The organism is Pseudomonas sp. IT-P258, assembly GCF_949767825.1.
Taxonomy (GTDB): domain Bacteria; phylum Pseudomonadota; class Gammaproteobacteria; order Pseudomonadales; family Pseudomonadaceae; genus Aquipseudomonas; species Aquipseudomonas monachiensis.
Genome location: NZ_CATKPU010000015.1, coordinates 35,568 through 59,818, shown reverse-complemented (window position 1 = coordinate 59,818; position 24,251 = coordinate 35,568). Strand labels below are relative to the sequence as shown.

General features: G+C 59.7%; 24 protein-coding genes and 2 pseudogenes. 7 read left to right on the top strand and 19 right to left on the bottom strand.

Going from position 1 to position 24,251, the window contains the following annotated elements; translation table 11 throughout:
• Positions 1-64: 64 nt before the first annotated feature.
• Complete coding sequence (locus ACM6G4_RS05025) at positions 65-499, bottom strand: multidrug/biocide efflux PACE transporter (protein ID WP_056726323.1); 435 nt, start codon at positions 497-499, stop codon at positions 65-67.
• A 90-nt stretch (positions 500-589) separates the two neighbouring features.
• Here ACM6G4_RS05025 and ACM6G4_RS05020 point away from each other — a divergent pair, with 90 nt between their 5' ends.
• Complete coding sequence (locus ACM6G4_RS05020) at positions 590-1,444, top strand: LysR family transcriptional regulator (RefSeq protein WP_056725899.1); 855 nt, start codon at positions 590-592, stop codon at positions 1,442-1,444.
• Between the two features lie 53 nt (positions 1,445-1,497).
• Here ACM6G4_RS05020 and ACM6G4_RS05015 read toward each other — a convergent pair whose 3' ends face one another.
• The 3 genes from ACM6G4_RS05015 to ACM6G4_RS05005 form a co-directional block, all read right to left on the bottom strand.
• Positions 1,498-2,733 carry an RNA polymerase sigma factor gene (locus ACM6G4_RS05015; protein ID WP_056725902.1) on the bottom strand — a complete coding sequence of 412 codons (1,236 nt, stop codon included), beginning with the start codon at positions 2,731-2,733 and terminating at the stop codon, positions 1,498-1,500.
• Between the two features lies 1 nt (position 2,734).
• Complete coding sequence (locus tag ACM6G4_RS05010) at positions 2,735-3,079, bottom strand: YciI family protein (RefSeq protein WP_057713581.1); 345 nt, start codon at positions 3,077-3,079, stop codon at positions 2,735-2,737.
• A gap of 78 nt (positions 3,080-3,157) precedes the next feature.
• Positions 3,158-3,583: a YybH family protein gene (locus ACM6G4_RS05005; protein WP_056725906.1), complete on the bottom strand. Its 426-nt coding sequence runs from the start codon at positions 3,581-3,583 to the stop codon at positions 3,158-3,160.
• A gap of 141 nt (positions 3,584-3,724) precedes the next feature.
• Here ACM6G4_RS05005 and ACM6G4_RS05000 point away from each other — a divergent pair, with 141 nt between their 5' ends.
• Positions 3,725-4,210, top strand: coding sequence for a GNAT family N-acetyltransferase (locus tag ACM6G4_RS05000; protein ID WP_414913172.1), 486 nt, complete (start codon positions 3,725-3,727; stop codon positions 4,208-4,210).
• Between the two features lie 152 nt (positions 4,211-4,362).
• Here ACM6G4_RS05000 and ACM6G4_RS04995 read toward each other — a convergent pair whose 3' ends face one another.
• From ACM6G4_RS04995 to ACM6G4_RS04985, 3 genes are all read right to left on the bottom strand, one after another.
• Positions 4,363-4,851 (bottom strand): GNAT family N-acetyltransferase, encoded by a 489-nt coding sequence (locus ACM6G4_RS04995; protein WP_414913171.1) that lies wholly within the window; start codon positions 4,849-4,851, stop codon positions 4,363-4,365.
• A 97-nt stretch (positions 4,852-4,948) separates the two neighbouring features.
• Positions 4,949-5,434: a GyrI-like domain-containing protein gene (locus tag ACM6G4_RS04990; protein WP_414913170.1), complete on the bottom strand. Its 486-nt coding sequence runs from the start codon at positions 5,432-5,434 to the stop codon at positions 4,949-4,951.
• A 67-nt stretch (positions 5,435-5,501) separates the two neighbouring features.
• A complete protein-coding gene (locus tag ACM6G4_RS04985; RefSeq protein WP_056725914.1) occupies positions 5,502-6,164 on the bottom strand; it encodes a LysE family translocator in 663 nt (220 codons plus the stop codon).
• Between the two features lie 136 nt (positions 6,165-6,300).
• Between ACM6G4_RS04985 and alaC the strand changes: the two genes are divergently transcribed.
• Complete coding sequence (gene alaC / locus ACM6G4_RS04980) at positions 6,301-7,509, top strand: alanine transaminase (RefSeq protein ID WP_056725916.1); 1,209 nt, start codon at positions 6,301-6,303, stop codon at positions 7,507-7,509.
• Between the two features lie 151 nt (positions 7,510-7,660).
• On the opposite strand, the gene ACM6G4_RS04975 is transcribed toward alaC, so the two are convergent.
• Both ACM6G4_RS04975 and ACM6G4_RS04970 read right to left on the bottom strand, forming a co-directional pair.
• Complete coding sequence (locus ACM6G4_RS04975; RefSeq protein WP_007974485.1) at positions 7,661-9,013, bottom strand: GntP family permease; 1,353 nt, start codon at positions 9,011-9,013, stop codon at positions 7,661-7,663.
• A gap of 81 nt (positions 9,014-9,094) precedes the next feature.
• Complete coding sequence (locus ACM6G4_RS04970) at positions 9,095-9,628, bottom strand: gluconokinase (RefSeq protein WP_414913169.1); 534 nt, start codon at positions 9,626-9,628, stop codon at positions 9,095-9,097.
• 215 nt (positions 9,629-9,843) lie between these two features.
• Between ACM6G4_RS04970 and ACM6G4_RS04965 the strand changes: the two genes are divergently transcribed.
• Positions 9,844-10,875 carry a LacI family DNA-binding transcriptional regulator gene (locus ACM6G4_RS04965; protein WP_414913168.1) on the top strand — a complete coding sequence of 344 codons (1,032 nt, stop codon included), beginning with the start codon at positions 9,844-9,846 and terminating at the stop codon, positions 10,873-10,875.
• A gap of 124 nt (positions 10,876-10,999) precedes the next feature.
• On the top strand, positions 11,000-11,635 hold the full coding sequence (locus tag ACM6G4_RS04960; protein WP_409078369.1) for a glutathione S-transferase family protein: 636 nt from the start codon (positions 11,000-11,002) through the stop codon (positions 11,633-11,635).
• A 72-nt stretch (positions 11,636-11,707) separates the two neighbouring features.
• On the opposite strand, the pseudogene ACM6G4_RS04955 reads toward ACM6G4_RS04960, so the two are convergent.
• From ACM6G4_RS04955 to ACM6G4_RS04930, 6 genes and pseudogenes are all read right to left on the bottom strand, one after another.
• Positions 11,708-12,124: pseudogene (locus ACM6G4_RS04955) on the bottom strand (methyl-accepting chemotaxis protein); the annotation flags it as partial.
• A 132-nt stretch (positions 12,125-12,256) separates the two neighbouring features.
• Positions 12,257-13,027: pseudogene (locus ACM6G4_RS04950) on the bottom strand (PAS domain-containing protein); the annotation flags it as partial.
• 514 nt (positions 13,028-13,541) lie between these two features.
• A complete protein-coding gene (locus ACM6G4_RS04945; protein ID WP_056725924.1) occupies positions 13,542-14,555 on the bottom strand; it encodes an ABC transporter substrate-binding protein in 1,014 nt (337 codons plus the stop codon).
• On the bottom strand, positions 14,552-15,100 hold the full coding sequence (locus tag ACM6G4_RS04940) for a sigma-70 family RNA polymerase sigma factor (protein ID WP_414913167.1): 549 nt from the start codon (positions 15,098-15,100) through the stop codon (positions 14,552-14,554). The genes ACM6G4_RS04945 and ACM6G4_RS04940 overlap by 4 nt, the downstream gene beginning before the upstream one ends.
• Before the next feature lie 139 nt (positions 15,101-15,239).
• Complete coding sequence (locus tag ACM6G4_RS04935) at positions 15,240-16,031, bottom strand: phosphate/phosphite/phosphonate ABC transporter substrate-binding protein (RefSeq protein ID WP_414913166.1); 792 nt, start codon at positions 16,029-16,031, stop codon at positions 15,240-15,242.
• A gap of 143 nt (positions 16,032-16,174) precedes the next feature.
• A complete protein-coding gene (locus ACM6G4_RS04930) occupies positions 16,175-17,116 on the bottom strand; it encodes a fatty acid desaturase (RefSeq protein WP_056725930.1) in 942 nt (313 codons plus the stop codon).
• Between the two features lie 329 nt (positions 17,117-17,445).
• Here ACM6G4_RS04930 and ACM6G4_RS04925 point away from each other — a divergent pair, with 329 nt between their 5' ends.
• A complete protein-coding gene (locus ACM6G4_RS04925; protein WP_409078372.1) occupies positions 17,446-17,859 on the top strand; it encodes a GNAT family N-acetyltransferase in 414 nt (137 codons plus the stop codon).
• A 118-nt stretch (positions 17,860-17,977) separates the two neighbouring features.
• Here the strand turns inward: ACM6G4_RS04925 and def are convergent, their stop codons facing one another.
• Positions 17,978-18,517, bottom strand: coding sequence for a peptide deformylase (def, locus tag ACM6G4_RS04920; RefSeq protein WP_414913165.1), 540 nt, complete (start codon positions 18,515-18,517; stop codon positions 17,978-17,980).
• 2 nt (positions 18,518-18,519) lie between these two features.
• Positions 18,520-19,476, bottom strand: a complete 957-nt coding sequence (locus tag ACM6G4_RS04915; protein ID WP_414913164.1) for a YihY/virulence factor BrkB family protein — start codon at positions 19,474-19,476, stop codon at positions 18,520-18,522.
• 354 nt (positions 19,477-19,830) lie between these two features.
• Between ACM6G4_RS04915 and ACM6G4_RS04910 the strand changes: the two genes are divergently transcribed.
• Entirely contained in the window at positions 19,831-20,208 is a 378-nt protein-coding gene (locus tag ACM6G4_RS04910) for a hypothetical protein (protein ID WP_008054262.1), read from the top strand.
• Positions 20,209-20,322: 114 nt separating this feature from the next.
• On the opposite strand, the gene fadD1 is transcribed toward ACM6G4_RS04910, so the two are convergent.
• Entirely contained in the window at positions 20,323-22,023 is a 1,701-nt protein-coding gene (gene fadD1, locus ACM6G4_RS04905) for a long-chain-fatty-acid--CoA ligase FadD1 (RefSeq protein WP_056725937.1), read from the bottom strand.
• A 356-nt stretch (positions 22,024-22,379) separates the two neighbouring features.
• Positions 22,380-24,068, bottom strand: a complete 1,689-nt coding sequence (gene fadD2, locus ACM6G4_RS04900) for a long-chain-fatty-acid--CoA ligase FadD2 (RefSeq protein ID WP_056725939.1) — start codon at positions 24,066-24,068, stop codon at positions 22,380-22,382.
• Between the last annotated feature and the right edge of the window lie 183 nt (positions 24,069-24,251).

Sequence of the window (24,251 nt, the reverse complement as noted above, 5' to 3'; positions counted from 1 at the left end):
TTGCTCGCTCCCACAAGGGCAGGTCTCAGACCTCTGACCCGCCCCCTCGCCGCAAAAACACGACTCAGCAAACCTCGCGAGTCACCAGCATCCGCTCCCGAACCACGTCATACGCCCAGTGGTAGACGTAGGTGTACGGCAGGAAGAACAGCAACACACCGATATCCAGCACGAACGCCTGCCACAGGCTGACATTCAGCCACCAGGCGATCAGCGGCACGCCGAGGGCGACCAGACCGCCTTCGAACAACAGCGCATGCACCACACGGACCCAGGCGTTGTGGACGATGGAAAAGCGCTTGAGCATCCGGTCGAACATACCGTTGAACACCACGTTCCAGGCCAGGGCCAGGGCAGCCATGGCGATGGTCACAGCGCCCATGTCCAACATCGGTTTGTCCATGATCCAGGCCAGCAACGGGGTACAGATCAGGATGGCCAGCAGTTCGAAGCCGATGGCCTGGAAAATACGTTCAGTAATGGATTTGTTGGCGCTCATGGCCGAACTCCCTTGGGTGACGATGATTGCCATGATCCGTCTTCCAGCCGATACTTCATAACCAATAACCATCGATCAGGGCGATAGTTCATGGCCTCTCACGAAGTGTTGCTGGCGTTTGTCGAAGCCGCGACCCAAGGCTCGTTTTCCGCCGCGGCGCGTAAATTGGGCCGCAGTCAATCGACCATCAGCGCGGCGGTGGCCAGCCTGGAAATCGACCTGAACCTGACCCTGTTCGACCGCAGCAGCCGCAAGCCCGGGCTGACCCCGGCCGGGCACGTCATGCTGCAACGGGCCGAAGAGATCCTGGCCGCCACCAGTCGCCTGGAAATAGCCGCCAGCCAACTGTCCCAAGGGGTGGAAGCGAAGCTGACGGTGGCGCTGTCCGATACCTATCAGTCGGACCGCTTCGAAGCCGCGCTCAGTGCCTTCGAGCAGCGTTACCCGGACCTGGAACTCGAATGCCTGATTGCCGAATGCGATGACCTGATGTCCCTGGTGCAAAGCGGTCGGGCGCAAATTGCCTTCGCCGAAATGCAGGACAGCTACCCGCCGGACCTGGTCAGTTCAACGGTGGACGAGCGCACGGAAATCGCCTTGTTCGTGTCCCCGACTCATCCGTTGGCGACGCTGGACTACGTCGACCGGGACGTACTGCAGCTACACCGCGAACTGCGTCTGGCCACCATCATCAATCCCTATGAAAGTCGGGCGAAGGGCCGCGTCTGGTCGGCGCCGAGTTATCTGATGCTGCTGGAAATGGCCCAGGGCGGATTCGGCTGGGCGCCGCTGCCCCGCTGGCTGGTCGAGCGGTTCGGGCCCGACACGCTGCGGGAACTGGTGGTGCGCGGCTGGCCGAAAATGGTGTCGGTGGATGCGTTGTGGTCGCGGCTGAATCCGCCGGGGCCGGCGGGTAGCTGGTTGTTGGGCAAGATGCTGGAATAGCGGCGCGGCCATTCGCGAGCAAGTCGGATCGCGAAGAGGCCAGCAAGGACACATCAATCCAGTGCCTTGAGCCGCTCTTCGATAAACCGCCGCTCCGGCTCTTGTCGGGTCAACGCCAGCGCCCGCTCCCACGCAGCCCGCGCCTCTTGCTTGCGGCCCAATTGCCGACAGAACTGCGCCCGCGCCGAATGCGCCAGATGGTAGTCGAGCAGTTCTCCCCGCTCCAGGATGGCGTCGACCAAGGTCAGCCCCGCCAGTGGACCATCGCGTTGCGATATCGCCGCGGCACGATTCAACTCGATCACCGGCGACGGCACCGCTCGCAGCAAGACGTCATACAGACCGACAATCTGCGGCCAATCGGTTTCCCCCGCCGTCGGGGCTTCGGCGTGTACCGCCGCGATCGCCGCTTGCAGGCAATAGGGTCCGAATCGCCCCATGGTCAGCGCCTGTTCGACCAGCGTGCAGCCTTCACTGATCAACCCGGCGTCCCACAGCGAACGGTCCTGTTCGTCCAGCACAATCAGCTCGCCGCTGACCGAGGTCCTGGCCGGGCGGCGCGACTCGTGCAGCAACATCAACGCCAGCAAGCCCATCACCTCAGGCTCCGGCAGCAGCTCCACCAGCAACCGGCCGAGACGGATCGCTTCGCGGGTCAAATCCTCGCGGATCAGTTCGGCCCCGATGGACGCCGAGTATCCCTCGTTGAACACCAGGTAAATCACCCGCAATACGCTGTCCAGGCGCTCGGGCAGCTCAGCGAGTGTCGGCACTTGATAAGGGATTTTCGCGTCGCGGATCTTCGCCTTGGCGCGCACGATGCGCTGGGCGATGGTGGCCGGGGCCGAGAGAAAGGCCCGGGCGATTTCCTCCGTGGTCAGGTCGCAGACCTCCCGCAGCGTCAGTGGCACTTGTGCGTCGGCCGCCAGGGCCGGGTGGCAGCAAGTGAAGATCAGCCGCAGGCGATCGTCTTCCACGTCTTCATCACTCCAGTCGGCCTGTTCCAGCGCCTCCAGTTGCGCGATCAGCAAAGGCTGCGACGCAGCAAAACGCGCGCGCCGGCGCAGGGCATCAATGGCCTTGAAGCGCCCGGTGGACACCAGCCAGGCCCGCGGATTGTCCGGCACGCCGTCACGCTGCCAACGTTCGACCGCGATGAAAAACGCCTCGTGCAAGGCCTCTTCGGCGAGGTCGAAATCCCCCAGCAAGCGAATCAGGGTCGCAAGAATGCGCCGCGAGTCTTCGCGATAGACCCGCTCGACCTGCGCCTGAACCGGCAGCCCCGGCATCTTAAGGATTCAACTGCCGAACGGGGCGCACTTCGACACTGCCGACCCGGGCCGCCGGAATGTTCCCGGCGACCTGGATGGCTTCGTTGAGGTCCTTGGCATCGATCAGATAAAAACCGGCCAACTGCTCCTTGGTTTCAGCGAATGGCCCATCGGTGATCGACATCTTGCCGTTGCGCATGCGCACGGTGGTGGCGGTCTGCACCGATTCCAGCGCCTCGGCGGCGACCATCCGGCCGCTACCCTGGATCGACTCGGCATAGGCCATGCACTCCTCGTCCTTCGGGCTTTCCGGCAGCGAATGCAGCAGGCGCTCATCGCTGTAGACCAGGCATAAATACTTCATGAACGTCTCCTGACTCGAACGGATCAACTATGGCCGTGGATCGGCCATTTGGCGCGGCGCCCCGACAAATAACATCGATCAGGGTTTCAGGTCGAACAGGACGGTGCCGCTCATCATGTCGAACGGCGCCGACCAGTGCTCATGGACGATCTGCCACAACCCGTCTTCCTGGCGATAGCACGCACTGCCGCGCATCCAGCAGGACTGGGTCTCGCCCTTGTCGTTGGTGCCGCCGCAATGGGCCAGCCAATGGGCGAAGGCGATCTCCTGGGATGCCTCGATACGGATGTCCTGGAACTCGAAAATATGCGGGCCGGGGCACATTTTCATGCAGTCCTCCCAATGCGCGCGGTACGCCTCCTTGCCCTTGAATTGCAGGGCCTTGACCGCGTCGAAGGAGACGATGTCGTCGGCATACAGGGTCATGACTTTATCCACGTCCTTGGCCATTACGGCCTGACGATAGGTTTCGATCAGGTTCTGGATCTGGGTTTGCGAGTTCATGGTGGTTCTCCGTGGTTTTTATTGGAAGACACCCTTAGTCGTCTGGCGATCCGGCGAATCGACAGAAGAAATAAAAATAATCCATAACGCCAGACTCGCTAGAATCCGAGACTCATTTTCAGTTGGAAACAGGACACGCCAGTGACAGCCCGACTCGTGCCTTATGAAAGCCTGAACACGCTGCAGCGCCAACAGGTCGAGGCCATCGAAGTGCATCCGGAGCAAATCAAGTTCTCGGGTGACATCCACGGCGCCTTGCACACGCTGCTGTCCAGGCCCGGGCCTGGCGTCAAGGGCTTCGCCCTGCTGGCCGAGGATGTGCCCATCGCGTTCCTGCTGCTCAAGCGCCCGCCGGTGTTGCCGGCCTGGGCCGATGAACACAGTGCCACCCTGCATGCGCTGCAAGTCGATCAACGCGCCCAGGGCAAGGGCTACGGCAAGGCCTGCCTGCAGGCGCTGCCCGAGGCTGCGCGCCTGGCCTGGCCGGAAATCAGGGGGCTAGAGTTGTCGGTGGATGCCGATAACGAAGCCGCCATCGCTCTGTATGCCAGGTTTGGCTTTGTCGACAGCGGCGAGGCGTACAAGGGCCGGATCGGCTATGAGCGGCGGATGGGGTTGGTGTTTTGACGGCTCGATAGTCACTACTGATATTGCTGACACAACACCGACCCTGTGGGAGCGGGCTTGCTCGCGAAAGCGGTGTGTCAGTCAATAGAGATGTCGAATGTACCGGCCTCTTCGCGAGCAAGCCCGCTCCCACAGGGGATCTACAATGTGGCTTACAACGTCAGCACCATCTCATGCCACGCCATGCCGCCATGGTCGGACGCCGAAGGCTTGATATAGGCAAAGCCGAAACCGGCATACAACGGAATGTGCCGCTCCTTGCACATCAGGTTGATGGTGACCTTGCCCATCCCACGCATGCGCTCGATGAACTCGCCCATCAGTCGCTTGGCCAAGCCTCGCCCCTGATAATCCGGGCGCACTACCACCGACATGATCACCACGTGCGGTCCGGCCGGGTCGTGACCGATCAGTTCCTTGAACGCTTCGTCCGACATTTCCACCTGGAACGCCGCACCGGAATTGATGAATCCGGCGACTACCCCGTCCACTTCCGCAACGATAAAGCCCTCGGGCCAGGTCGCGATGCGGGTGGCGATCTTCTCGCGGGTCGCGGCCTCGTCACCTTCATAGGCAAGGGTTTCGATGGCAAAGCAGCGGTCCAGATCGGCGGGAGTGACGTTGCGGATGACGGTGTTCATGGCAGCTCGGAATCAGCATGGGAAAGGCTGGGGATGATAAATCAGCCGCTGTGGGACATCGAGAGACGAATCGGCCGATCCGCCTCTCGTGCAGGTGTCATGCCTTGATCGGCAGCCAGATTTCCAGCTTGCCGGTGTTGAGCTTGGGGTTGAAGTCTTCGCTGTAGCGCTCGAACTCCGGGGCCGCCAATAGCTCGTGGCCGGACTGCGGCAGCCAAGTGCCATGGATGTACTGGAAGGTTTGCGGCAGGGTGTCCAGCGATCCCTTGTGTTCAAATACCACGTACTGTTGTGGCTGAACTTCTACCCAGCGGTAGGTTTCCGGCAAGTCGTCGAGCTTGCTGATCTCGACTCCGGCGACGTAATCGAAGCCGCCCTTGCCGTCGAAATTGCAGCAGACGCCGTAGGTCACTTCGCCTTTTTGGCCCGGAATGTTCCCAATGTGGGGCTCGAGCTTTTCCCAGAGATCGGGAATGTCTTTAGTGGTCTCTTGGGTAAACCGTCCGCCAAGCCCTGCGATCAGCAGGAAGTGTCCGTGTTCAACGCGTGGTTCCGTCACTTCGACGCGTGTTTGCTCATCCATGGCTCGACTCCTGACGCATAAAAATGGGTTCGGCTGGGAGTATAGAAGCCAAACCCGATTCGCCCAATTACAGTGCGTGCAATTGCTCGACGGCAGCGGCGCCAACAAACTCGTTGTAACCCGATAGGATCACGTAGACCGCGAAATAACAGAAGATCGCCGCCGATGCCATGTAGGAATAACGCAGCAACTTGTCCCCCAGCAACTTGCCGCCATGGCTCGCGGCAAAGCACAAGCCGGCCGACCAGAGCAGCCCGGCACAGAGGAAACCGCCGAGAAACAGTGCCGAGCTGAGCGGGCCACCGCCACCGGAACGGGCGATCAGGGTACCGCCAACTGCCGCGAACCAGAGGATCGCGCTGGGTGAGGACATGGCCAGGAAAATGCCGCGGAAAAATTCCTTGCGGTGGGAGTTGTTCCCGACCTCTGCCGTCTCGGCCAGCAGCGCTTCGTGGTGAATCGCCGAATAGATCATCTTGGCCGCGAAGTACACCAGCAGCGCCGAGCCACCGATCCACAACACCCAGCGCACGGTTTCGTATTGCAGCAACACGGTCATGCCGGCCAGTGCCAGTACTGCGTAGATCAGGTCGCCGACACAGGTCCCCAACCCCAGGGCAAAGCCCTGGAAATAGCCGCGCTGCATGGCCAGGGTGATCATTGCGATGTTGGCCACGCCGATATCCAGGCACAGCGAAAGGCTCAGCAAGAAGCCGCTGGTAAATTCCATCAACCCTATCCTTCGGACAAATTTGTTTACATACAGGCTGGACAGTCTGCCACAGCTGCCCGTACATTCCGCCACAGGTCACCACTGACCTACGTCGCTCGGACGGTTCCGGGCGCTTACGTTATCCGAGGCAACAATGGCCGAACAAGGTTCGCCGCGCCGCTTTGCGCGCATAGATCGACTCCCCCCTTACGTTTTCAACATCACCGCCGAGCTGAAGATGGCCGCCCGTCGTCGTGGCGAAGACATCATCGACTTGAGCATGGGCAACCCCGACGGCGCCACGCCGCCGCACATCGTCGAAAAACTTGTGCAGGTCGCCCAGCGCGAAGACACCCACGGTTACTCCACCTCCAAGGGCATTCCGCGCCTGCGCCGGGCGATTTCCAACTGGTACAAGGACCGTTACGAGGTCGACATCGACCCGGAAAGCGAAGCCATTGTCACTATCGGTTCCAAGGAAGGCCTGGCGCACCTGATGCTGGCTACCCTCGACCAGGGCGACACCGTGCTGGTGCCGAACCCGAGCTACCCGATTCACATCTACGGTGCCGTGATTGCCGGCGCCCAGGTGCGGTCGGTGCCGCTGGTGCCGGGCGTGGATTTCTTCGCTGAACTGGAGCGGGCCATTCGCGGTTCGATCCCCAAGCCGAAGATGATGATCCTCGGCTTCCCGTCCAACCCTACCGCCCAGTGCGTGGAGCTGGATTTCTTCGAGCGGGTGATCGCCCTCGCCAAGCAGTACGACGTACTGGTGGTGCACGACCTGGCCTACGCCGACATCGTCTATGACGGCTGGAAAGCCCCGTCGATCATGCAGGTACCCGGTGCCAAGGACATTGCGGTGGAGTTTTTCACCCTGTCCAAGAGCTACAACATGGCCGGCTGGCGCATTGGCTTCATGGTCGGCAACCCGGAACTGGTCAACGCCCTGGCGCGGATCAAGAGCTACCACGACTACGGCACCTTCACCCCGCTGCAAGTGGCGGCCATCGCTGCGCTTGAAGGCGATCAGCAATGCGTGCGCGACATCGCCGAGCAGTATCGGCAGCGGCGCAACGTGCTGGTCAAGGGCCTGCATGAACTGGGCTGGATGGTGGAAAACCCGAAAGCCTCGATGTACGTCTGGGCCAAGATTCCCGAGGCGTATGCGCACCTGGGCTCACTGGAATTCGCCAAGAAACTGCTGGCCGAAGCCAAGGTGTGTGTCTCGCCGGGCGTCGGGTTTGGTGAGTATGGCGATGATCACGTGCGCTTTGCGCTGATCGAAAACCAGGACCGGATTCGTCAGGCCGTACGCGGGATTCGCGGGATGTTCAGAGCGGATGGCCTAGTCACTAAGTAACACGATGACCTGTAGGAGCTGCCGCAGGCTGCGATCTTTTGATCTTGCCGTGTAGAGTCAAAAGATCGCAGCCTCGTTACACTCGGCAGCTCCTACAGGTCACCCACAAAAAAACCGCATCGCTGCGGTTTTTTTGTGTCTGTCGATTCGCTTAGACGAACAGCGACAACAACAGGATAAAGCCCAGGCCAACCACGGAGAGGATGGTTTCCATCGCGGTCCAGGTCTTGAAGGTTTCGGCCACGGTCATGTTGAAGTACTGCTTGACCAGCCAGAAACCGGCGTCATTGACGTGGGACAGGATCAGGGAGCCTGCACCGGTGGCCAGCACCAGCAGTTCACGGTTCACACCCGGGATCATCCCCACCACCGGCACCACGATGCCGGCGCCAGTGATGGTCGCCACGGTCGCCGAACCGGTGGCGATACGGATCACCGCCGCCACCAGCCAGGCCAGCAGGATCGGCGAGATCTGTGCGTTCACCGCCATGTGGCCGATCACGTCACCCACGCCGCTGGTCACCAGCATCTGCTTGAAGCCGCCACCGGCACCGATGATCAGGATGATCGCGGCGGTCGGCGCGAGGCTCGCATCCAGCCATTTCATCATTTGGCTGGAACCGATGCCCTGCTTGTAGCCGAAGGTATACAGCGACAGCAGCAATGCCAGCAGCAATGCCGAAATCGGGTGACCGATCAGGTCCATGAAAGCGCGGAAGATGTTGCCATCGGGCAGCACCACGTCGGCAAACGTCTTGAGCAACATCAGGAACACCGGCAGCAGCACGGTCACCAGCGTGATGCCGAAGCTCGGCAGTTCAGCCGAATCGGTTTCGCGCGCCAGTTGATCCACCAGCTCCTGGTTCGGATGACCGGGAATGTGCTTGGCAATGAACGTACCGAAGATCGGGCCGGCAATGATGGCGGTTGGCAGCGCAACGATCAGGCCGTACAGAATGGTCTTGCCGATGTCGGCACCGAACACGCCGATGGCCAGCAACGGGCCCGGGTGCGGTGGCACCAGGCCGTGCACTGCGGACAGACCAGCCAGCAGCGGGATACCGATCTTGATGATCGACACGCCGGTGCGGCGGGCCACGATGAACACCAGCGGAATCAGCAACACGAAGCCGATTTCGAAGAACAGCGGAATGCCGACCAGGAACGCGGCGAACATCATCGCCCACTGCACCTTGTCCTTGCCGAAGGCGCGGATCAATGTCTGCGCAATCTGATCCGCACCGCCTGATTCGGCCATCATTTTGCCGAGCATCGTGCCCAGCGCGAGGATGATGCCGACAAAACCAAGCACGCCACCGAAGCCGTCCTGGAACGCCTTGATGATCGTGCCGATCGGCATGCCGGAGGTCAGCCCGAGGAAGGCTGCGGCGATGATCAGTGCGAGGAATGGGTGCAACTTGAACTTGGTGATCAGGACGATAAGCCCGATCACCGTGACCACTGCATCGAGCAGCAGGAACGTCTCGTGGGACATGCCAAACATTAGGGGTGTCTCCTGGTTGTTGTTGTTATTAAAGCGGGTTGATCAGAAGTCGTGAGGACAGCGCTGTCTTTGCAAACACAGTCATACCGCCTGCTTCAGGCCGTTCGCCTGCCACCAGGCATGAGCCTGCGCCGCCAGTTGCTCGACGCTATGGGTCGAAGCATCCAGCGCCAGGGTCAATGGCTCGCCGACGGGCGATTCGAGGGTGGCGAACTGGCTGTCGATCAGGGTCGACGGCATGAAGTGGCCTGGCCGATGGGAGACACGGTCGGCGGCGACTTCGGGAGTCAACTCAAGGAACACGAAGCCCAGGCCCGGCAAGGCACTGCGCAGACGTTCGCGATAGATATGCTTGAGCGCCGAACAGGTCAGCACCGGGCGCTGGCCCTTGGCGTCGACACGGCGCAGTTCATCGCACAGGCTGTCGAGCCAGCCGGCACGGTCTTCATCGTTCAGGGGAATACCCGCGCTCATCTTTTCGATATTGGCGGCAGGGTGAAAAGAGTCGCCTTCAATGGCAGTGGCGCCGCTCAAATGGCACAGGGCCTCGCTGACGCACGTCTTGCCGCAACCGGCAACGCCCATGATGACCAGGGCGGTGATGGGATGATTCATGTAACACCTCAGCGCGCAGACAGCGCTACCTTTGCCAGTTATGACACTAGACCAAAAGCAGAAGTTGCCGACGCCTTTCTTGTCATTTTATGGGTTGCAGCAGGTTAGGTCCCGACACCAAAAAGCAAGGATCAGGCGAACCCTTGCTCACGCATTTGCAGCTGCATCGAGACAGCGCTACCTTAGTGCCTTGAATTTTGTTTGGCAAGCCGTCGATGAACACAACCAAGAACGATAAAAATACCCGCACCACTGGCCGCCCTACCCTGAACGAAGTTGCCCGACTGGCCGGCGTCAGCCCGATCACCGCCTCCCGTGCCTTGCGTGGCGTCAGCACCGTGGCCACCGAACTGGTGGAAAAGGTGCAGAAAGCGGCGCTGGAACTCAACTATGTGGTCAACCCCGCCGCCCGCGCCCTGGCCTCGGCCCAGAGCCATTCGGTGGTGGTGTTGGTGCCTTCATTATCCAATTTGCTGTTCATCGATACCCTGGAAGCCATTCATCAGATTTTGCGCCCCAAGGGCTTCGAAGTGCTGATCGGCAACTTCCATTATTCGCGCGATGAAGAAGAAAACCTGCTGCGCAACTACATGGCCTATCAACCCCGCGGCTTGTTGCTGACGGGTTTCGACCGCACTGAAAGTTCGCGGCGGATGATCGAAGCCAGCAACATCCCGTGCGTGTACATGATGGAACTGGACAGCGCCGCCGGGCTCAATTGCGTTGGTTTTTCGCAACTGGCCGCCGGCGAAACGGCGGCCGAACACTTGCTGTCCCGCGGCCGCAAGCGCCTGGCGTACATCGGCGCGCAGCTGGACCAGCGCACCTTGCTGCGCGGCGAAGGTTTCCGCAAGGCCCTGCAAAAGGCCGGTCGGTATGACCCGGACCTGGAAGTGCTGACGCCCCGCTCCTCCTCCGTCGGCCTCGGCGGCGAGTTGTTCCTGCAACTGCTGGCCAGTCATCCGGATGTCGATGCGATCTTCTTCGGCAACGATGACCTGGCCCAGGGCGCCCTGCTTGAAGCCATGCGCTGCGGGATCAAGATCCCGGAACAAGTGGCGATCCTCGGCTTCAACGACTTGCCCATGTCCGAACACATGGTTCCGCGCCTGAGTAGCATCAACACCCCACGCGAAGCCATCGGCCGCCGCGCGGCGGAGCAGATGCTGACGCTGATGGCCGGCAACACCGTGGCCAAGCCGGTGCAGGACATGGGGTTTGAGTTGAAGGTGCGCGAGAGTACATAGTTTCCCGTCTCGCCAAGTGTAGGAGCTGCCGAAAGCTGCGATCTCTGAAAATCAAGATCAAAAGATCGCAGCCTTCGGCAGCTCCTACAATTGCATATACGCCTTTCGCGATGGAGCAGCTCAAATGGAACATACATTGAAGATTCTCGGCAAAGCCTCGTCCATCAACGTCCGAAAAGTGCTGTGGACCTGTGAGGAGCTGGGCATAACCTACGAACGCGAGGACTGGGGCAGTGGTTTTGCATCCACCCACAGCCCCGAGTTCCTGCGCTTCAATCCCAACGCACAGGTGCCGGTGATCATCGATGAGGCCGGCGTGTTGTGGGAATCCAATACCATCTGCCGCTATCTGGCCGGCAAACACCAACACCAGCACGATCTGCTGCCCGTCGAACCGGCGGCACGCGCCCGGGTTGAGCAGTGGATGGACTGGCAAGCCACCGAGCTCAATCCGTCCTGGAGCTATGCGTTCATGGCGCTGGTGCGCAAGGACCCGGAGTTCCAGGACGCCCATCGCCTGGAAGTCGGCATCCGCGGCTGGAACCAGAAAATGGGCATCCTCGAGCATCAACTCGCGACCACCAAGGCGTATGTCGCCGGGCCACGCTTTACCCTGGCCGACGTTGTCATCGGTTTGTCGGTCAACCGCTGGCTGATGACGCCGATCGACCGACCCGACTACCCCGCCGTCGATGAGTATTTCAAACGCCTGGCGCAACACCCCGGTTTCCTGAAGCATTGCTGCAACGGCTTACCCTGAATGGCCACAGGTTGCCGCCACACACAATAAAAAAAGGGTCCCTCTACCGGGACCCTCTTTCATTTGCCGCGACTAGTTCAATTGCAATGTCGAATTGAACTGACTGATCGCATCCACCACATGCCGCGAACCCTGTTGGATTTCCAGAATCACCTCCCCTGCCTCATTCGCCAATTCAACGCCGAGCCCGGTTCGACTCAGGCTCGATTGCATGCTCGACACCGCGCTGAGCGACAAATCGTGGTTCTTGCGCACCACCTCGACAATCTCCAGCGTCGCCTGACTGGTGCGCGCCGCGAGGCTGCGCACTTCATCGGCCACCACCGCAAACCCGCGCCCGTGCTCACCAGCGCGGGCCGCTTCGATTGCCGCGTTGAGCGCCAGCAGGTTGGTCTGATCGGCAATGCCGCGAATGGTCTGCACGATGGTGCCGATGATGTCGGACTGTTTGCTCACGGCGTCGATACTCAGTGCCGCCTCGTTCAAATCCCGGGAAATATCCTGGATGATCTGCACCGTCTGCTGCACCACTTCGGAACCCTTGCGCGCGCAGACGTCGTTTTGCACTGAAGTGCTGTGGGCCGATTCTGCGGCGGTTTGCAGGGTGGTCATCTGGTGGGTGATATCGCTGGCGAACTTGACCACTTTGTATAACCGCCCCTTGGCGTCGAACAACGGGTTGTAGGACGCCTCCAGGAATACCGTCTGACCCTGCTTGTTCCTGCGTTCGAAACGGTGGGAGTGATATTCGCCACGGTTAAGCGAAGCCCAGAAATTCCGGTAACCCTGGGACTCGGATTCGGCACGGTGGCAGAACAGGCTGTGATGCTGCCCCACCACTTCATTGAGCGAGTACTGCATGGTTTTCAGGAAGTTCTCGTTGGCGCTGATGACCTTGCCTTCGGGCGTGAACTCGATCACGGCCATTGAACGACCGATCGCGGCGAGCCTGCTTTCGTTTTCGTGTTCCTTGTTGATCCGTGCGGTGATGTCGGTGGCTACCTTGATCACACTTTTCACCTGCCGGTCAGGGCCCAGCACCGGCATGTAGCTGGCTTCGAGCCAGATCTCCCGGCCACTCTTGTGCAAGCGCAAAAAGGTCCCGCTCAGCGGCTCGCCCCGCGCCAGGTCACGCCACAACCTGGTGTACTCGTCGCTGCGGTAATACTGCTCCTCGCAAAAGACCCGGTGATGCTTGCCGCGCACTTCGTCGGCGCTGTAGCCCATGGCATTGCAAAAGTTTTCGTTGGCATCGATGACGGTGCCATCCGGGGTGAACTCAATCATCGCCATCGAACGACTGATCGCCGCCAACTTGGCATTGGCCTCAGTCAGCGCACAGCTGAAGCGTTCGATTTCCAGCAGGTCAGCCTTGTGATGTAGGTTGAACATGGTTGTATCACCTTCAGCGCGGTTTTTGATTGATGAAAGTTGCAGGTCTTTCACATCCACCACTACGTTCCACGGAACAGGCACACGCATCCCTCCAAAAAAGAAGGACTAGTCAGGTGATAATTGATGATCAATCGGAGGGTCCTTACAGCGACGCGCTCATCAAGACATCCTTCTCTTGATAGCCCGCATGCGGGCCAGCCCTAACAGGTTCACAACAAATTCCATTTAACGGACAACTCCCTGTCACCAAGTGTTGGTGCGTTCGATTGCGCACTCTTTCGCCAAGCCATCAACCGCCCCATCACGGCCGATATGGTTAGTTACAGCTGATCATAGACAGCAACCTTGGGCTTGCAAGGCCACTAGTCGGCCAGCATTGAGGACAAAAACGATTCAGCTGCTTGTTGGGGGTTGCCGCCCGTCGAGCATGAGAACGGCACAGGCCAGCAAATTGGCGTAAGACTTGCTCGCGAAGACGGCAGCTCAAACACTGCAGAAACGTCAGAAAGCACTACAAGCTGGTACTCACCCTGGTGGCCACCTCCCCCGGCACCCAGCCCTTCCACACCTGCGGCTGCTCACGCAAAAACGCTTCGGCGACTTCACGGGGTTTCTGCCGTTTTTCACTCATCTGGCCCAGGGTCTGGTTCAACAGATCAATCGGCAGGTCGACCTTTTCGAAAAACGTCACCAGATCCGGATACTGCGCCTTGAACGGTGCCGACACGCCAATGGCCAGGCTGGCTGGCATCGAGCGCGTGCCTTTGGGGTTCGGGTTGTTGGCGTCGGCCAGGGTTTTCCAGGCTTCGGCGTCGAACGGTGGCTCGTCGAGTTTCACCAGTTTGAAGCGTCCCAGCAGCGGTGTCGGCGACCAGTAGTAGAAGAGCACTGGTTTGCCTCGGCGGATCGACGACGCTACTTCTGCGTCCAGAGCTGCACCGGAACCGGTGCGGAAGTTGACGTAGCTGGCGGTCAGGTCATAGGCCTTGAGTTTCTGGCTGTTGACGATTTCCGAAGTCCAGCCGGTCGGGCTGTTGAGGAAGCGTCCGCGGCTCGGGTCTTCAGGGTCGCGGAATACGTCTTTGTATTTCGCCAGGTCAGCAACGGACTTCAACTCCGGGGCCAACGGCTTGATGCCGCGCTCGGGATCGCCCTTGATCACGTACTCCGGCACCCACCACCCTTCGGTGGCGCCCTTGACCGTATCGCCGAGGCCAAACACCTTGCCCTCCGCCGCCGCCTTGACCCAGGCGGGGCTGCGCCCTGCCCACTCTTCACCGATGACCTGGATATCGTTTTTCGCCAGCGCCGCTTCAAGGCTGACGGTGCTGCCCGGCAGCGTGTCGGTCGGGTAGCCGTAACCTTTTTCAACGATCAGGCGCAGGATTTCGGTGATGAGGCTGCCGCTTTCCCAAGTGATGTCGCCAAAGTGGATAGGTGCCGTTTTTTCCGTGGCCGATGCGGGGTGGGACAACAGGCTCAGGGCCAGCAGCGAACTGCCGAGCAGGGTTTTGATCGATCTCATGCGGACCTCTTGTTCTGGAGGGGACGGTTCAGGGATTGGTTGGCGCTGTGCCGGTCGCACAGGGCCTGGGAACGGGTCATGTAGTCGCTGACTGAACGCAGGGAGATGCCCAGCGCAGCGGCAATTTGCGGATAGGTCAGGCCGTCGATCCGCGACAGCAGGAAGGTCGAGCGGACTTTGCCTGGCAGCCGCTGAAGACTGCGCTCCACACGGGTCAGGGTCTGGGACAACTGAGCCAGTGCCTCCGGCGATTCGGCGTGGACCGGCTCGGCCTGTTGCAGTTGCTGAAGGTACTGGCGCTCCAGGTCACCTCGACGCCAACGCTGATAAAGCAGGCGCCGGGCGATGGTGGTGAGCAAGGCACGGGGTTCACGGATTGCCGTCAGGCTTGGGGCCTGGAGCAGTTGCACGAAGGTTTCGCCGACAATGTCTTCGACAGCGGCGGCATCGTTCAGGGACTGACGCAGTCGCGTGCAGAGCCAGTGGTAGTGGGCGCGGAACAATCCGTCCACGTACTTGCGATGAAGAATATCGGCGCCGGACATAGGGGCTCCTGGGTTAGGGGTCGCTGAATGTCCGGTGGTCCGGTGAGGCGAATCCTAGCAAGGAGCCTTATTCATTAATAATATTTAAAACTTATCTTTATATTCACTTATGGAATTAAAAATAACTCCTGACAAGCCTCTATCGCAAATCCCCATACCCCAACGTCTCAGCCTCACGCTGATAGTCGAGCACAACCTGATAGTCGCTTTCGTTGGCCGGCAGCACCTCTGGCAAACCGAGGGTTTCGGCAACCTCTGGCAGTTCGCGCAACGCCAGGTTCATCAGCTTCAGCAGCTCTTCAGCCAGTTCATCGCTGACCGTCGCGGCAGTAATGAACGGTAAGGCGGGACTGGACGCACTGCGGGCGATCACCCGCAATCCAGCCACTTCCTCTGCGGCATGGCGTGCCAGATAGGCAAAGGTAACGCTGTCGATGGCCGCCAGATCGGCAAGATCTTCGCGCAACCAGCGCAGGCTTTCTCGATGGCTGCCGCTGATTCCGACCCGGGCAAAAAAACGCCCGTCACGTTGCAGTGGCGCCAACCGGTGGCGCAGCAGGTTCATGCCGCTGTTGGAGTCCAGGCCATTGATCACGCCTCGGCTGCCGCGAAAATCCGCCAGGGTTCGCCGTGCATCATCAAGGCGCCCCAGAATCAGGCTGCAATGATTACCGCCGCTGCTGTCCGGCAGTTCATAACGAGGCCGCCCCAGCACCCGGACCTTGCCGCGCAATGCCGTCATCAGCGGATAACCACAGGTTTGTGTCAGCAGCAAGTGCGGCGACAACCACATCTGCATCAGGGACAGGCCTTCGGTATCACGGCGGGTGCCGCCCAGATGCTCGAAGATTCGCGCCAGCCAGCGTGCGTTGGCCTGATGGATGGGGTCGGGGGCGGTGTACATCAGCAGTTCGGCAATGTGTTGGGTCATCGAAATAGTCCCATGCAATGAAAATCCCCTGTGGGAGCGGGCTTGCTCGCGAAGGCGATTGGACATCCAGCATTTAAGTGGGCTGGCACACCGTATTCGCGAGCAAGCCCGTTCCCACAGAGGGAAGGTGTCCAACAAAAAAATCAGTAAAACGGATGCCTCGGGCTGTCGATGGCCTTCACTCCATGCTCACGCCACAACTGCCCATAACCCTGCACCAGGAATCCACCACTGCGCGCCAGCCATTGCTCGCGGCGGGCCCGGTAAGCGTGGGGCAAGTCGTACCAGGGCAACCCCGGCAACTCGTGATGCACCAGATGAAAATTGAGGTTGAGGAACAGCCAGCGCCACGGCCACGCCGCTTCATTGAGCACCGTGCGTTGCTCCGGCGCGGCATGAGGCCGATGTTCATAGTAGGAACGAATCATGGCGATCGACAGCGCCGGCACACTGATCAAAAACAGGTAATGCCAAACCGGCAATACACTGAAGCTTGCGATAAACAGCAACATCAACCCGGTCATCAAGCCGTGACTCAACCACATCAGCCAGGCCTGTCGCTCGCCCGCTCTCAGGCGTTGCAGCTCTTCCCGGGCCAGCGCCAGCAAGGCCAGCGGTGCACCCAGGGCAAAGCGGCCGAGCACGGTTTTGTTCAGCCAGCACAGGCTGCGCACCAGCGGTGAACTGCCCTGCCACTGCCCGGCGCTCAGGTAACGGCTTTCCGGATCTCGACCGGGAATCGTCAGGTCCTCGTCGCGGTGATGCAGCAAATGGCTATCGCGGTACAAGGTGTACGGATACCAGACGGCAAATGGCGCGTAGCCCAGGATTTTGTTCAGGGTTGGCCAGCGCGTGGGATGGCCGTGCAGCAGTTCGTGTTGCACGGATAACCACAGCACCAGCAATGGAATCAGCAACAGCGTGCTCCACCACAAACCCAATCGATGGCTGTTCAATACGATGCCAAACCAGACGCCATACACACTGATCAACAGCAACCAGGTCGGCCATTCGGTGCGGGCGGTGAAGCGACGGCGCAGGGTTTCGATTTCTGCTTGGTGGGCGCTATCAAAGTAATGGGGCATGGCGTTGCTCAGATCGGGGACCAGTCCCCTTCTGTGCAATGACCTTGGGAAATCTTGCAGATTATTTTCAGGAGGATCGCTCCCATGTTGCATGGGAGCGATCAATCAATGCGGGATCAGTGACCGAACACGCCGACCTTCTTGGCTTTCTTGTCCGCGCGCTTTTCAATGGCGGTTTTCGCTGGTTTCTTTTTCGCCGCTTTCTTTGAATCCATACCTTTGGACATGATGCGTACTCCACTCATGGGGATGTGAGATCAGGTATACACCTATCCCGGCGCGCGCGTTCTTTTATAATCGCCCGCTTTGCACACCGACAGCCAAAGACCATGCCCGACACCCAATACGCCCTGCTCGACGAGCCGTTATGGCCATTGATGAACAAGTTCTATCGCGCTCACCAGTCATCGATGAAAGCGGTGCGCGACGCGCAGTTGTGGGTGGCCCGACGTGACCGGATTGTTGCCGTGCTGTGTTTGCGTCCGGTGTCCGGCGGGCATTGGCTGACCGGATTGCTGGTCGATCCGGCCTGTCGCGAGCAAGGGCTTGCCGCCGGGTTGATTGCGGCCGCGGTGAAGGAGTGCGAACTGCCGGTATGGCTGTTCTGCCATCCGGACTTGCGGGGGTTTTATGAGCGACGCGGGTTTACGTTCGATCCGCCGATGCCATACGCGATGGTTGAACGGTTGAGCCGCTATGCGCGCAGCAAGCCGATGATTGCGATGGGGTTGGCGCCGAAGTAACCGGGATCAAAAATGTGGGAGCGGGCTTGCTCGCGAAGGCGGTGTATCAGTCGCCAACAATGTTGACTGACCGGACCTCTTCGCGAGCAAGCCCGCTCCCACAGGGTTTTGCGGCGATTTAATCGTCCGCGTTGGGATCCAGGTCCGGGAACATCACCTCGGTGAAGCCAAACTTGCTGAAGTCGGTAATGCGCGACGGGTACAGTCGGCCGATCAGGTGATCGCACTCATGCTGCACCACCCGTGCATGAAACCCCGAGGCAAAGCGCACGATGGGTTCACCCTTGGGGTCGACGCCTTCGTAGCGAATCTGCTGATAACGCTGCACCGCGCCACGCAGGCCAGGCACGGACAGGCAGCCTTCGAAGCCCTCTTCCAGGACCGGGCTCAGCGGTGTAATCAACGGGTTGATCAGGATCGTCTGCGGCACGGCCTCGGCATCCGGATAACGCTCGCTGTGCTCGAAGCCGAAGATCACCAGTTGCAGGTCGACGCCGATCTGCGGAGCCGCCAGGCCAACGCCCCCCACGCTTTCCATGGTCTGGAACATGTCATCGATCAGTTGCCACAGCTCGGGGCTGTCGAACATTTCGACCGGCACTGGCGGGGCAATGCGCAGCAGGCGCTCATCGCCCATTTTCAGAATTTCACGAATCATGATCAGGTTTCATCAATGGTCGGTTTGTGTGAGTGATCGCGGCCCAACCCCGATACATGGTGCTTTTCCTCATGGATGGGACCATGCTCGCCAGCCACTTTTTCGCCAGGGTCCTTGCCCTCTCGCGACATGTGCTCGATCACGGCATTCATTTCCGCGCCCAGCAGCAGCACTGCGGCGGAAATGTAGAAGTACAGCAACAGCACGATGATCGCACCGATACTGCCATACATGGCGTTGTAGTTGGCGAACTCCTTGACGTACAAACCGAAGCCCAGGGACGCGATGATCCATACCACCACCGCCAGCACTGAGCCTGGGGTGATGAAGCGGAATTCCTGTTTGACGTCCGGCATGACGTAGTAGATCAACGCCACCGCGACCATCAGCAGGATCACGATCACCGGCCAGCGCGCGATGGTCCAGAGGGTGACGATGAAGTACTCAAGGCCGACCTGCGCAGCGATCCAGCTCATCACCTGTGGCCCGAGCACCATCAGCGCGGCGGCGATCAGCAGCATGCCGGCAATGCCGACGGTGTAGATGATCGACAACGGAAAGCGTTTCCACAGCGGGCGCCCTTCAACCACGTCGTAGGCAGCGTTCATCGCGCTCATCATCAGCCGCACGCCGGCGGAGGCGGTGTACAGCGCAATCACGATACCCACCGACAGCAGCCCCCCCTTGGACTGCTGAAGCTGGTCAATTACCGGGTTGACCTGCTCCAGCGCCTGGGGCGGCAATACGAGTTCCGATTGCAGGCGCAGCCAGGAGAAAAAGTCGGGCAGATGCAGGAAGCCGATCAGGGCGATCAGAAACAGAATGAACGGAAACAGCGAAAAGAGCATTTGATAGGCCAGCGCCGAGGCATAGGTCGACATCTCGTCGGCCATGAACTCGGTGACCGTGCGCATCATCACACGGTGCAGGGGCAAGCCTCTCATGTCCGGAAAAATCATTCGCGTCTCCATTCGCCGCATACGGATTGGGGTTGAAGTCGTGGCGACTCAGGGGCTGTTTTCTTTCATCAAGGTAGCCCAGTTGGCGACTTTGAAACAAATTCAGCGTGCAAGTTCAGGCTGACACAAAAACGGCCATCTGAAGATGGCCGCGTCTTCTTTTCATTTAAGACATTTCAATGCAGGAAAGTCGTTACACAAGGTTGACCGAGGGCTTTTGCGGGGAGTTTCATTTATTTCACCACGACATTTCATCGTTCAATGCAGGTTGCGCTTTATGTTTGCGGGCCAACCCCTGAGAATGCGCAACACATTCAGGCCTTGGCGCTGAAGATCCAATCCCGTAGGAACGTTATGAAACTCGATAAAAAGCAGGCCATTGCCCGCAGAAACCAGGAACTCGGCGGTGCTGTGCTTGGCGTCAACAACTGCCACTTCGCCGAACTGAACCGTAACCGCAACATCTGGTGGTTCGACCTCCCGGTGACGCGCCTTGCAATCGGTCAGTACGAGTGGATTCACCTGCTGATGCACACGCCGGCCACCGACGAACTGCTGCACCTGAAAGTGCCGACAGTGTTCCTGCGCGAGAAGCTCGAAGGCCTGGTGGTGCGCAATGAAGGCAAGCGCAAGGCGGCATTGAGCCTGGAACTGAGCGCCGACAAGGACTCCTTCCTGCAGGACATGCGCCCGGCGGGCACCAACGTCAACTTTGCACCGTTTCGCCAGTAACCCAAAAAGCTAAAAGCTTGCTCCGGGCGGCGTTCCGACGAAGACGGCCTGACAGGCACCAATGACTTATCAGGCATCCAAAAAAAGCCCCGCATCTGCGGGGCTTTTTGTTGATTACGCGGTGGCTTTCTTCGCGTTGATCTTCTTCAGCTCTTCATCGCGCAATTCACGACGCAGGATCTTGCCGACGTTGGTGGTCGGCAGTGCATCGCGGAACTCCACGGAGCGCGGGACCTTGTAGCCGGTGACGTTGGCGCGCATATGCTCCATCACCTGTTCCTTGGTCAGGGTAACGCCCGGCTTGGCGACGATGAAAATCTTGATCGCCTCGCCCGACTTCTCGTCCGGTACACCGATGGCCGCGCATTGCAGCACGCCCGGCAGTGTCGCCAGCACGTCTTCGAGTTCGTTCGGGTACACGTTGAAGCCGGACACCAGGATCATGTCTTTCTTGCGATCGACAATGCGCATGTAGCCATCGGTCTGGATCAGGGCGATGTCACCGGTCTTCAACCAGCCTTCGCTGTCGAGGATTTCATCCGTGGCTTCCTGGCGCTGCCAGTAACCCTTCATGACTTGCGGCCCCTTCACGCACAGCTCGCCGATTTCGCCCAGCGGCTGCTCGACACCGGCATCGTTGATGACTTTGCACAGGGTCGACGGCACTGGAATGCCGATGGTGCCGATCTGGATGTGCTGGATCGGGTTCACCGTCGCCACCGGGCTGGTTTCGGTCATGCCGTAGCCTTCGCAGATAGCGCAACCGGTCACCGCTTTCCAGCGTTCGGCCGCGGCCAGTTGCAGGGCCATACCGCCCGACAAGGTGACTTTCAGCGCGGAGAAATCCAGCTTGCGGAAGCCTTCGTTGTTGCACAGGGCCACGAAGAGCGTGTTCAGGCCGACGAAGCCGCTGAACTTCCACTTTGACAGTTCCTTGACCATCGCCGGCAGGTCGCGCGGGTTGCTGATCAGGATGTTGTGGTTGCCGATCAGCATCATCGCCATGCAATGAAAGGTGAAGGCATAGATGTGGTACAGCGGCAGTGGCGTGATCAGGATCTCGCAACCTTCATTGAGGTTGGAGCCCATCAGCGCCTTGCACTGCAGCATGTTCGCCACCAGGTTGCGGTGGGTCAGCATCGCGCCCTTGGCCACGCCGGTAGTGCCGCCGGTGTATTGCAGTACCGCGACATCGCCACTGGCCGGACTGGCTTCCGCCACTGGCTGGCCCATGCCTTTGCTGAGCACGTCGTTGAACTTGACGGCCTTGGGCAAGTGATAAGCCGGCACCATCTTCTTCACGTACTTGATGACGCTGTTGATCAGCAGACGCTTGAGCGGTGGCAACAGGTCGGCGACTTCGGTGACGATCACGTGCTTGACGCCGGTTTTCGGCACCACGGTTTCCGCCAGGTGCGCCATGTTGGCCAGGCAGACCAGGGCCTTGGCACCGGAGTCGTTGAATTGGTGTTCCATTTCCCGCGCGGTGTAGAGCGGGTTGGTGTTGACCACGATCAGCCCGGCGCGGATTGCACCGAAGACGGCTACCGGGTACTGCAACACGTTGGGCAGTTGCACGGCGATTCGATCGCCAGGCTGCAAATCGGTATGCTGTTGCAGATAAGCGGCAAACGCACCGGACAATTCGTACAGTTCACCGTAGGTGAGTGTCTTGCCCAGGTTGCTGAATGCCGGCTTGTTGGCGAAGCGTTGGCAGGATTGCTTCAACACTGCCTGAATATTCGGATACTCGTCTGGATTGATGTCGGAAGCAATCCCAGCTGGGTACTTATCCTTCCAAAAGTCTTCGATCATGGAAGCCCACTCCTCAGCAACGCGAATTCAGCACCGCATTTGATGCGATTATTATTGGTGTTTGGTCATTGGTGAATCTGGCTGATAGAAGGCCGAGAAGTCACAAAGCGCGCCGAGAGTAGCAGCTTTGCCAAGGGTCGACTAGAGCCAAAAGCGGCCTCTACGGTCACAATTGTGACTCAAGACTTGCAAGCAGTCATTTTAGAGCAAAAAACCTATAAAGCCCTGTAGCCCGCTAAAACCGGGGCTCAAAGCAAAAGATCGCAGACTTCGACAGCTCCTACAAAGAAATGCGTTCCCTGTAGGAGCTGCCGAAGGCTGCGATCTTTTGGAGCCGCGCCGGTCTCTACGACCTGCTACGCGATATCACGCAACTCCCGCCGCAAAATCTTGCCCACCGGCGTCATCGGCAGCGACTCACGCAGCACGATGTGCTTCGGGACTTTGTACGCCGTGAAGTTTTCCTTGCAGTAAGCCTTCAGCTCTTCAAGGCTGACCCCTGCTTCACGGGCCACCACGAACAACTTCACCGCCTCCCCCGACCGCTCGTCGGGCACACCGATGACCGCACAGTTGGCGACATTCGGGTGAGCCATCACCACGTCTTCGATCTCGTTCGGGTACACGTTGAAGCCCGAGACAATGATCATGTCCTTCTTGCGGTCAACGATGCGCACGAAACCGTCCGGGTCGATCACCGCAATGTCACCGGACTTGAACCAGCCCTCGGCATCCAGCACTTCGGCCGTGGCATCGGGTTTCTGCCAGTAGCCCTTCATGATCTGCGGGCCCTTGATGCACAACTCGCCGCGTTCGCCCAAAGGTTGCTCGACACCGTCATCATTGATGACTTTCAGCGTGGTGCCCGGCACTGGCAGGCCGACCGTGCCGATCCGCGACTGGTCGCCATAGGGGTTGGTGCAGGCCACCGGGGAAGTTTCGGTCAGGCCGTAACCTTCGGTGATGCGGCAACCGGTCAGTTGCTCCCAACGCTCGGCGGTGGCCTTGACCAGCGCAGTGCCACCGGAGTTGGTGAGCTTGAGGCTGGAGAAGTCCAGGGTCTTGAAGTCCGGATGATCCATCAGCGCGACGAACAGTGTGTTCAGCCCCAGCAACGCCGAGAACCGCCAGTTCTTCAGTTCCTTGATGAAGCCGGCGATGTCCCGCGGATTGGTGATCAGCACGTTGTGGTTGCCGGTCACCATCATGCACATGCAGTTCGCTGTGAAGGCATAGATGTGGTACAGCGGCAGCGGCGCGATCATCACCTCCTGGCCTTCGCGCAGCAGCGGTTGCCCGTCGCTGGCCGACTGACTGAGGCAGGCCCGTGCCTGTTGCATGTTCGCCACCAGGTTGCCGTGGGTCAGCATCGCGCCCTTGGCCAGGCCCGTGGTGCCGCCGGTGTATTGCAGCACGGCGATGTCGTCGAGGCCGACCTTCAGTGGCTTGATACCCAGGCCACGGCCCATGCGCAGCGCACTCTTGAAGGAAACGGCCTGGGGCAAGGAGTAGTCCGGGACCATCTTCTTGACTTTGCTCACCACCGTGTTGACCAGCCACCCCTTGGCGGTGGGCATCAGGTCGCCCATCTTCGCTTCGATCAGGAACTGGATATCGGTGTCGGGCAGCACTTCCTGGACTTTCTGGCCGAACATGTTCAGGTACACCAGCGCCCGGGCACCTGAATCCTTGAACTGATGACGCATTTCCCGCGCGGTGTACAGCGGGTTGGTGTTGACCACGATCAATCCGGAGCGCAAGGCTCCGAACACGGCAATCGGGTAATGCAGGACGTTGGGCATCTGCACCGCAATGCGGTCACCCGGTACCAGGTCTGTGTGGGCTTGCAGGTAGCCGGCGAAGGCTGCGCTCTGGCGTTCCAGCTCGGCGTAGGTCAGGGTCACGCCCATGTTGCTGAACGCAGGGCGGTCAGCAAACTTCTTGCAGGAACGCTCGAACACCTCGATTACCGACTTGTAGGCTCCCAGATCGATATCCAGGGGGACGCCGGCCGGGCGTTTGTCATTCCAGAAATCAGGTTGCATTGTTGTTGTCCTCTTTACCTGAATCTATCCGGGGCCACTTCTCTGTCACTTTTCAAAAAAAATGCAAAAAGCGGAGCTTCACGGACACTAGCAGTTATGACGTAGCAGGCAAATATGCCCACGGCCGTCATTGACCGCATGAATCTACTCGCCGTGGCGTAGGCTGATCAGACGCCCGGCCAA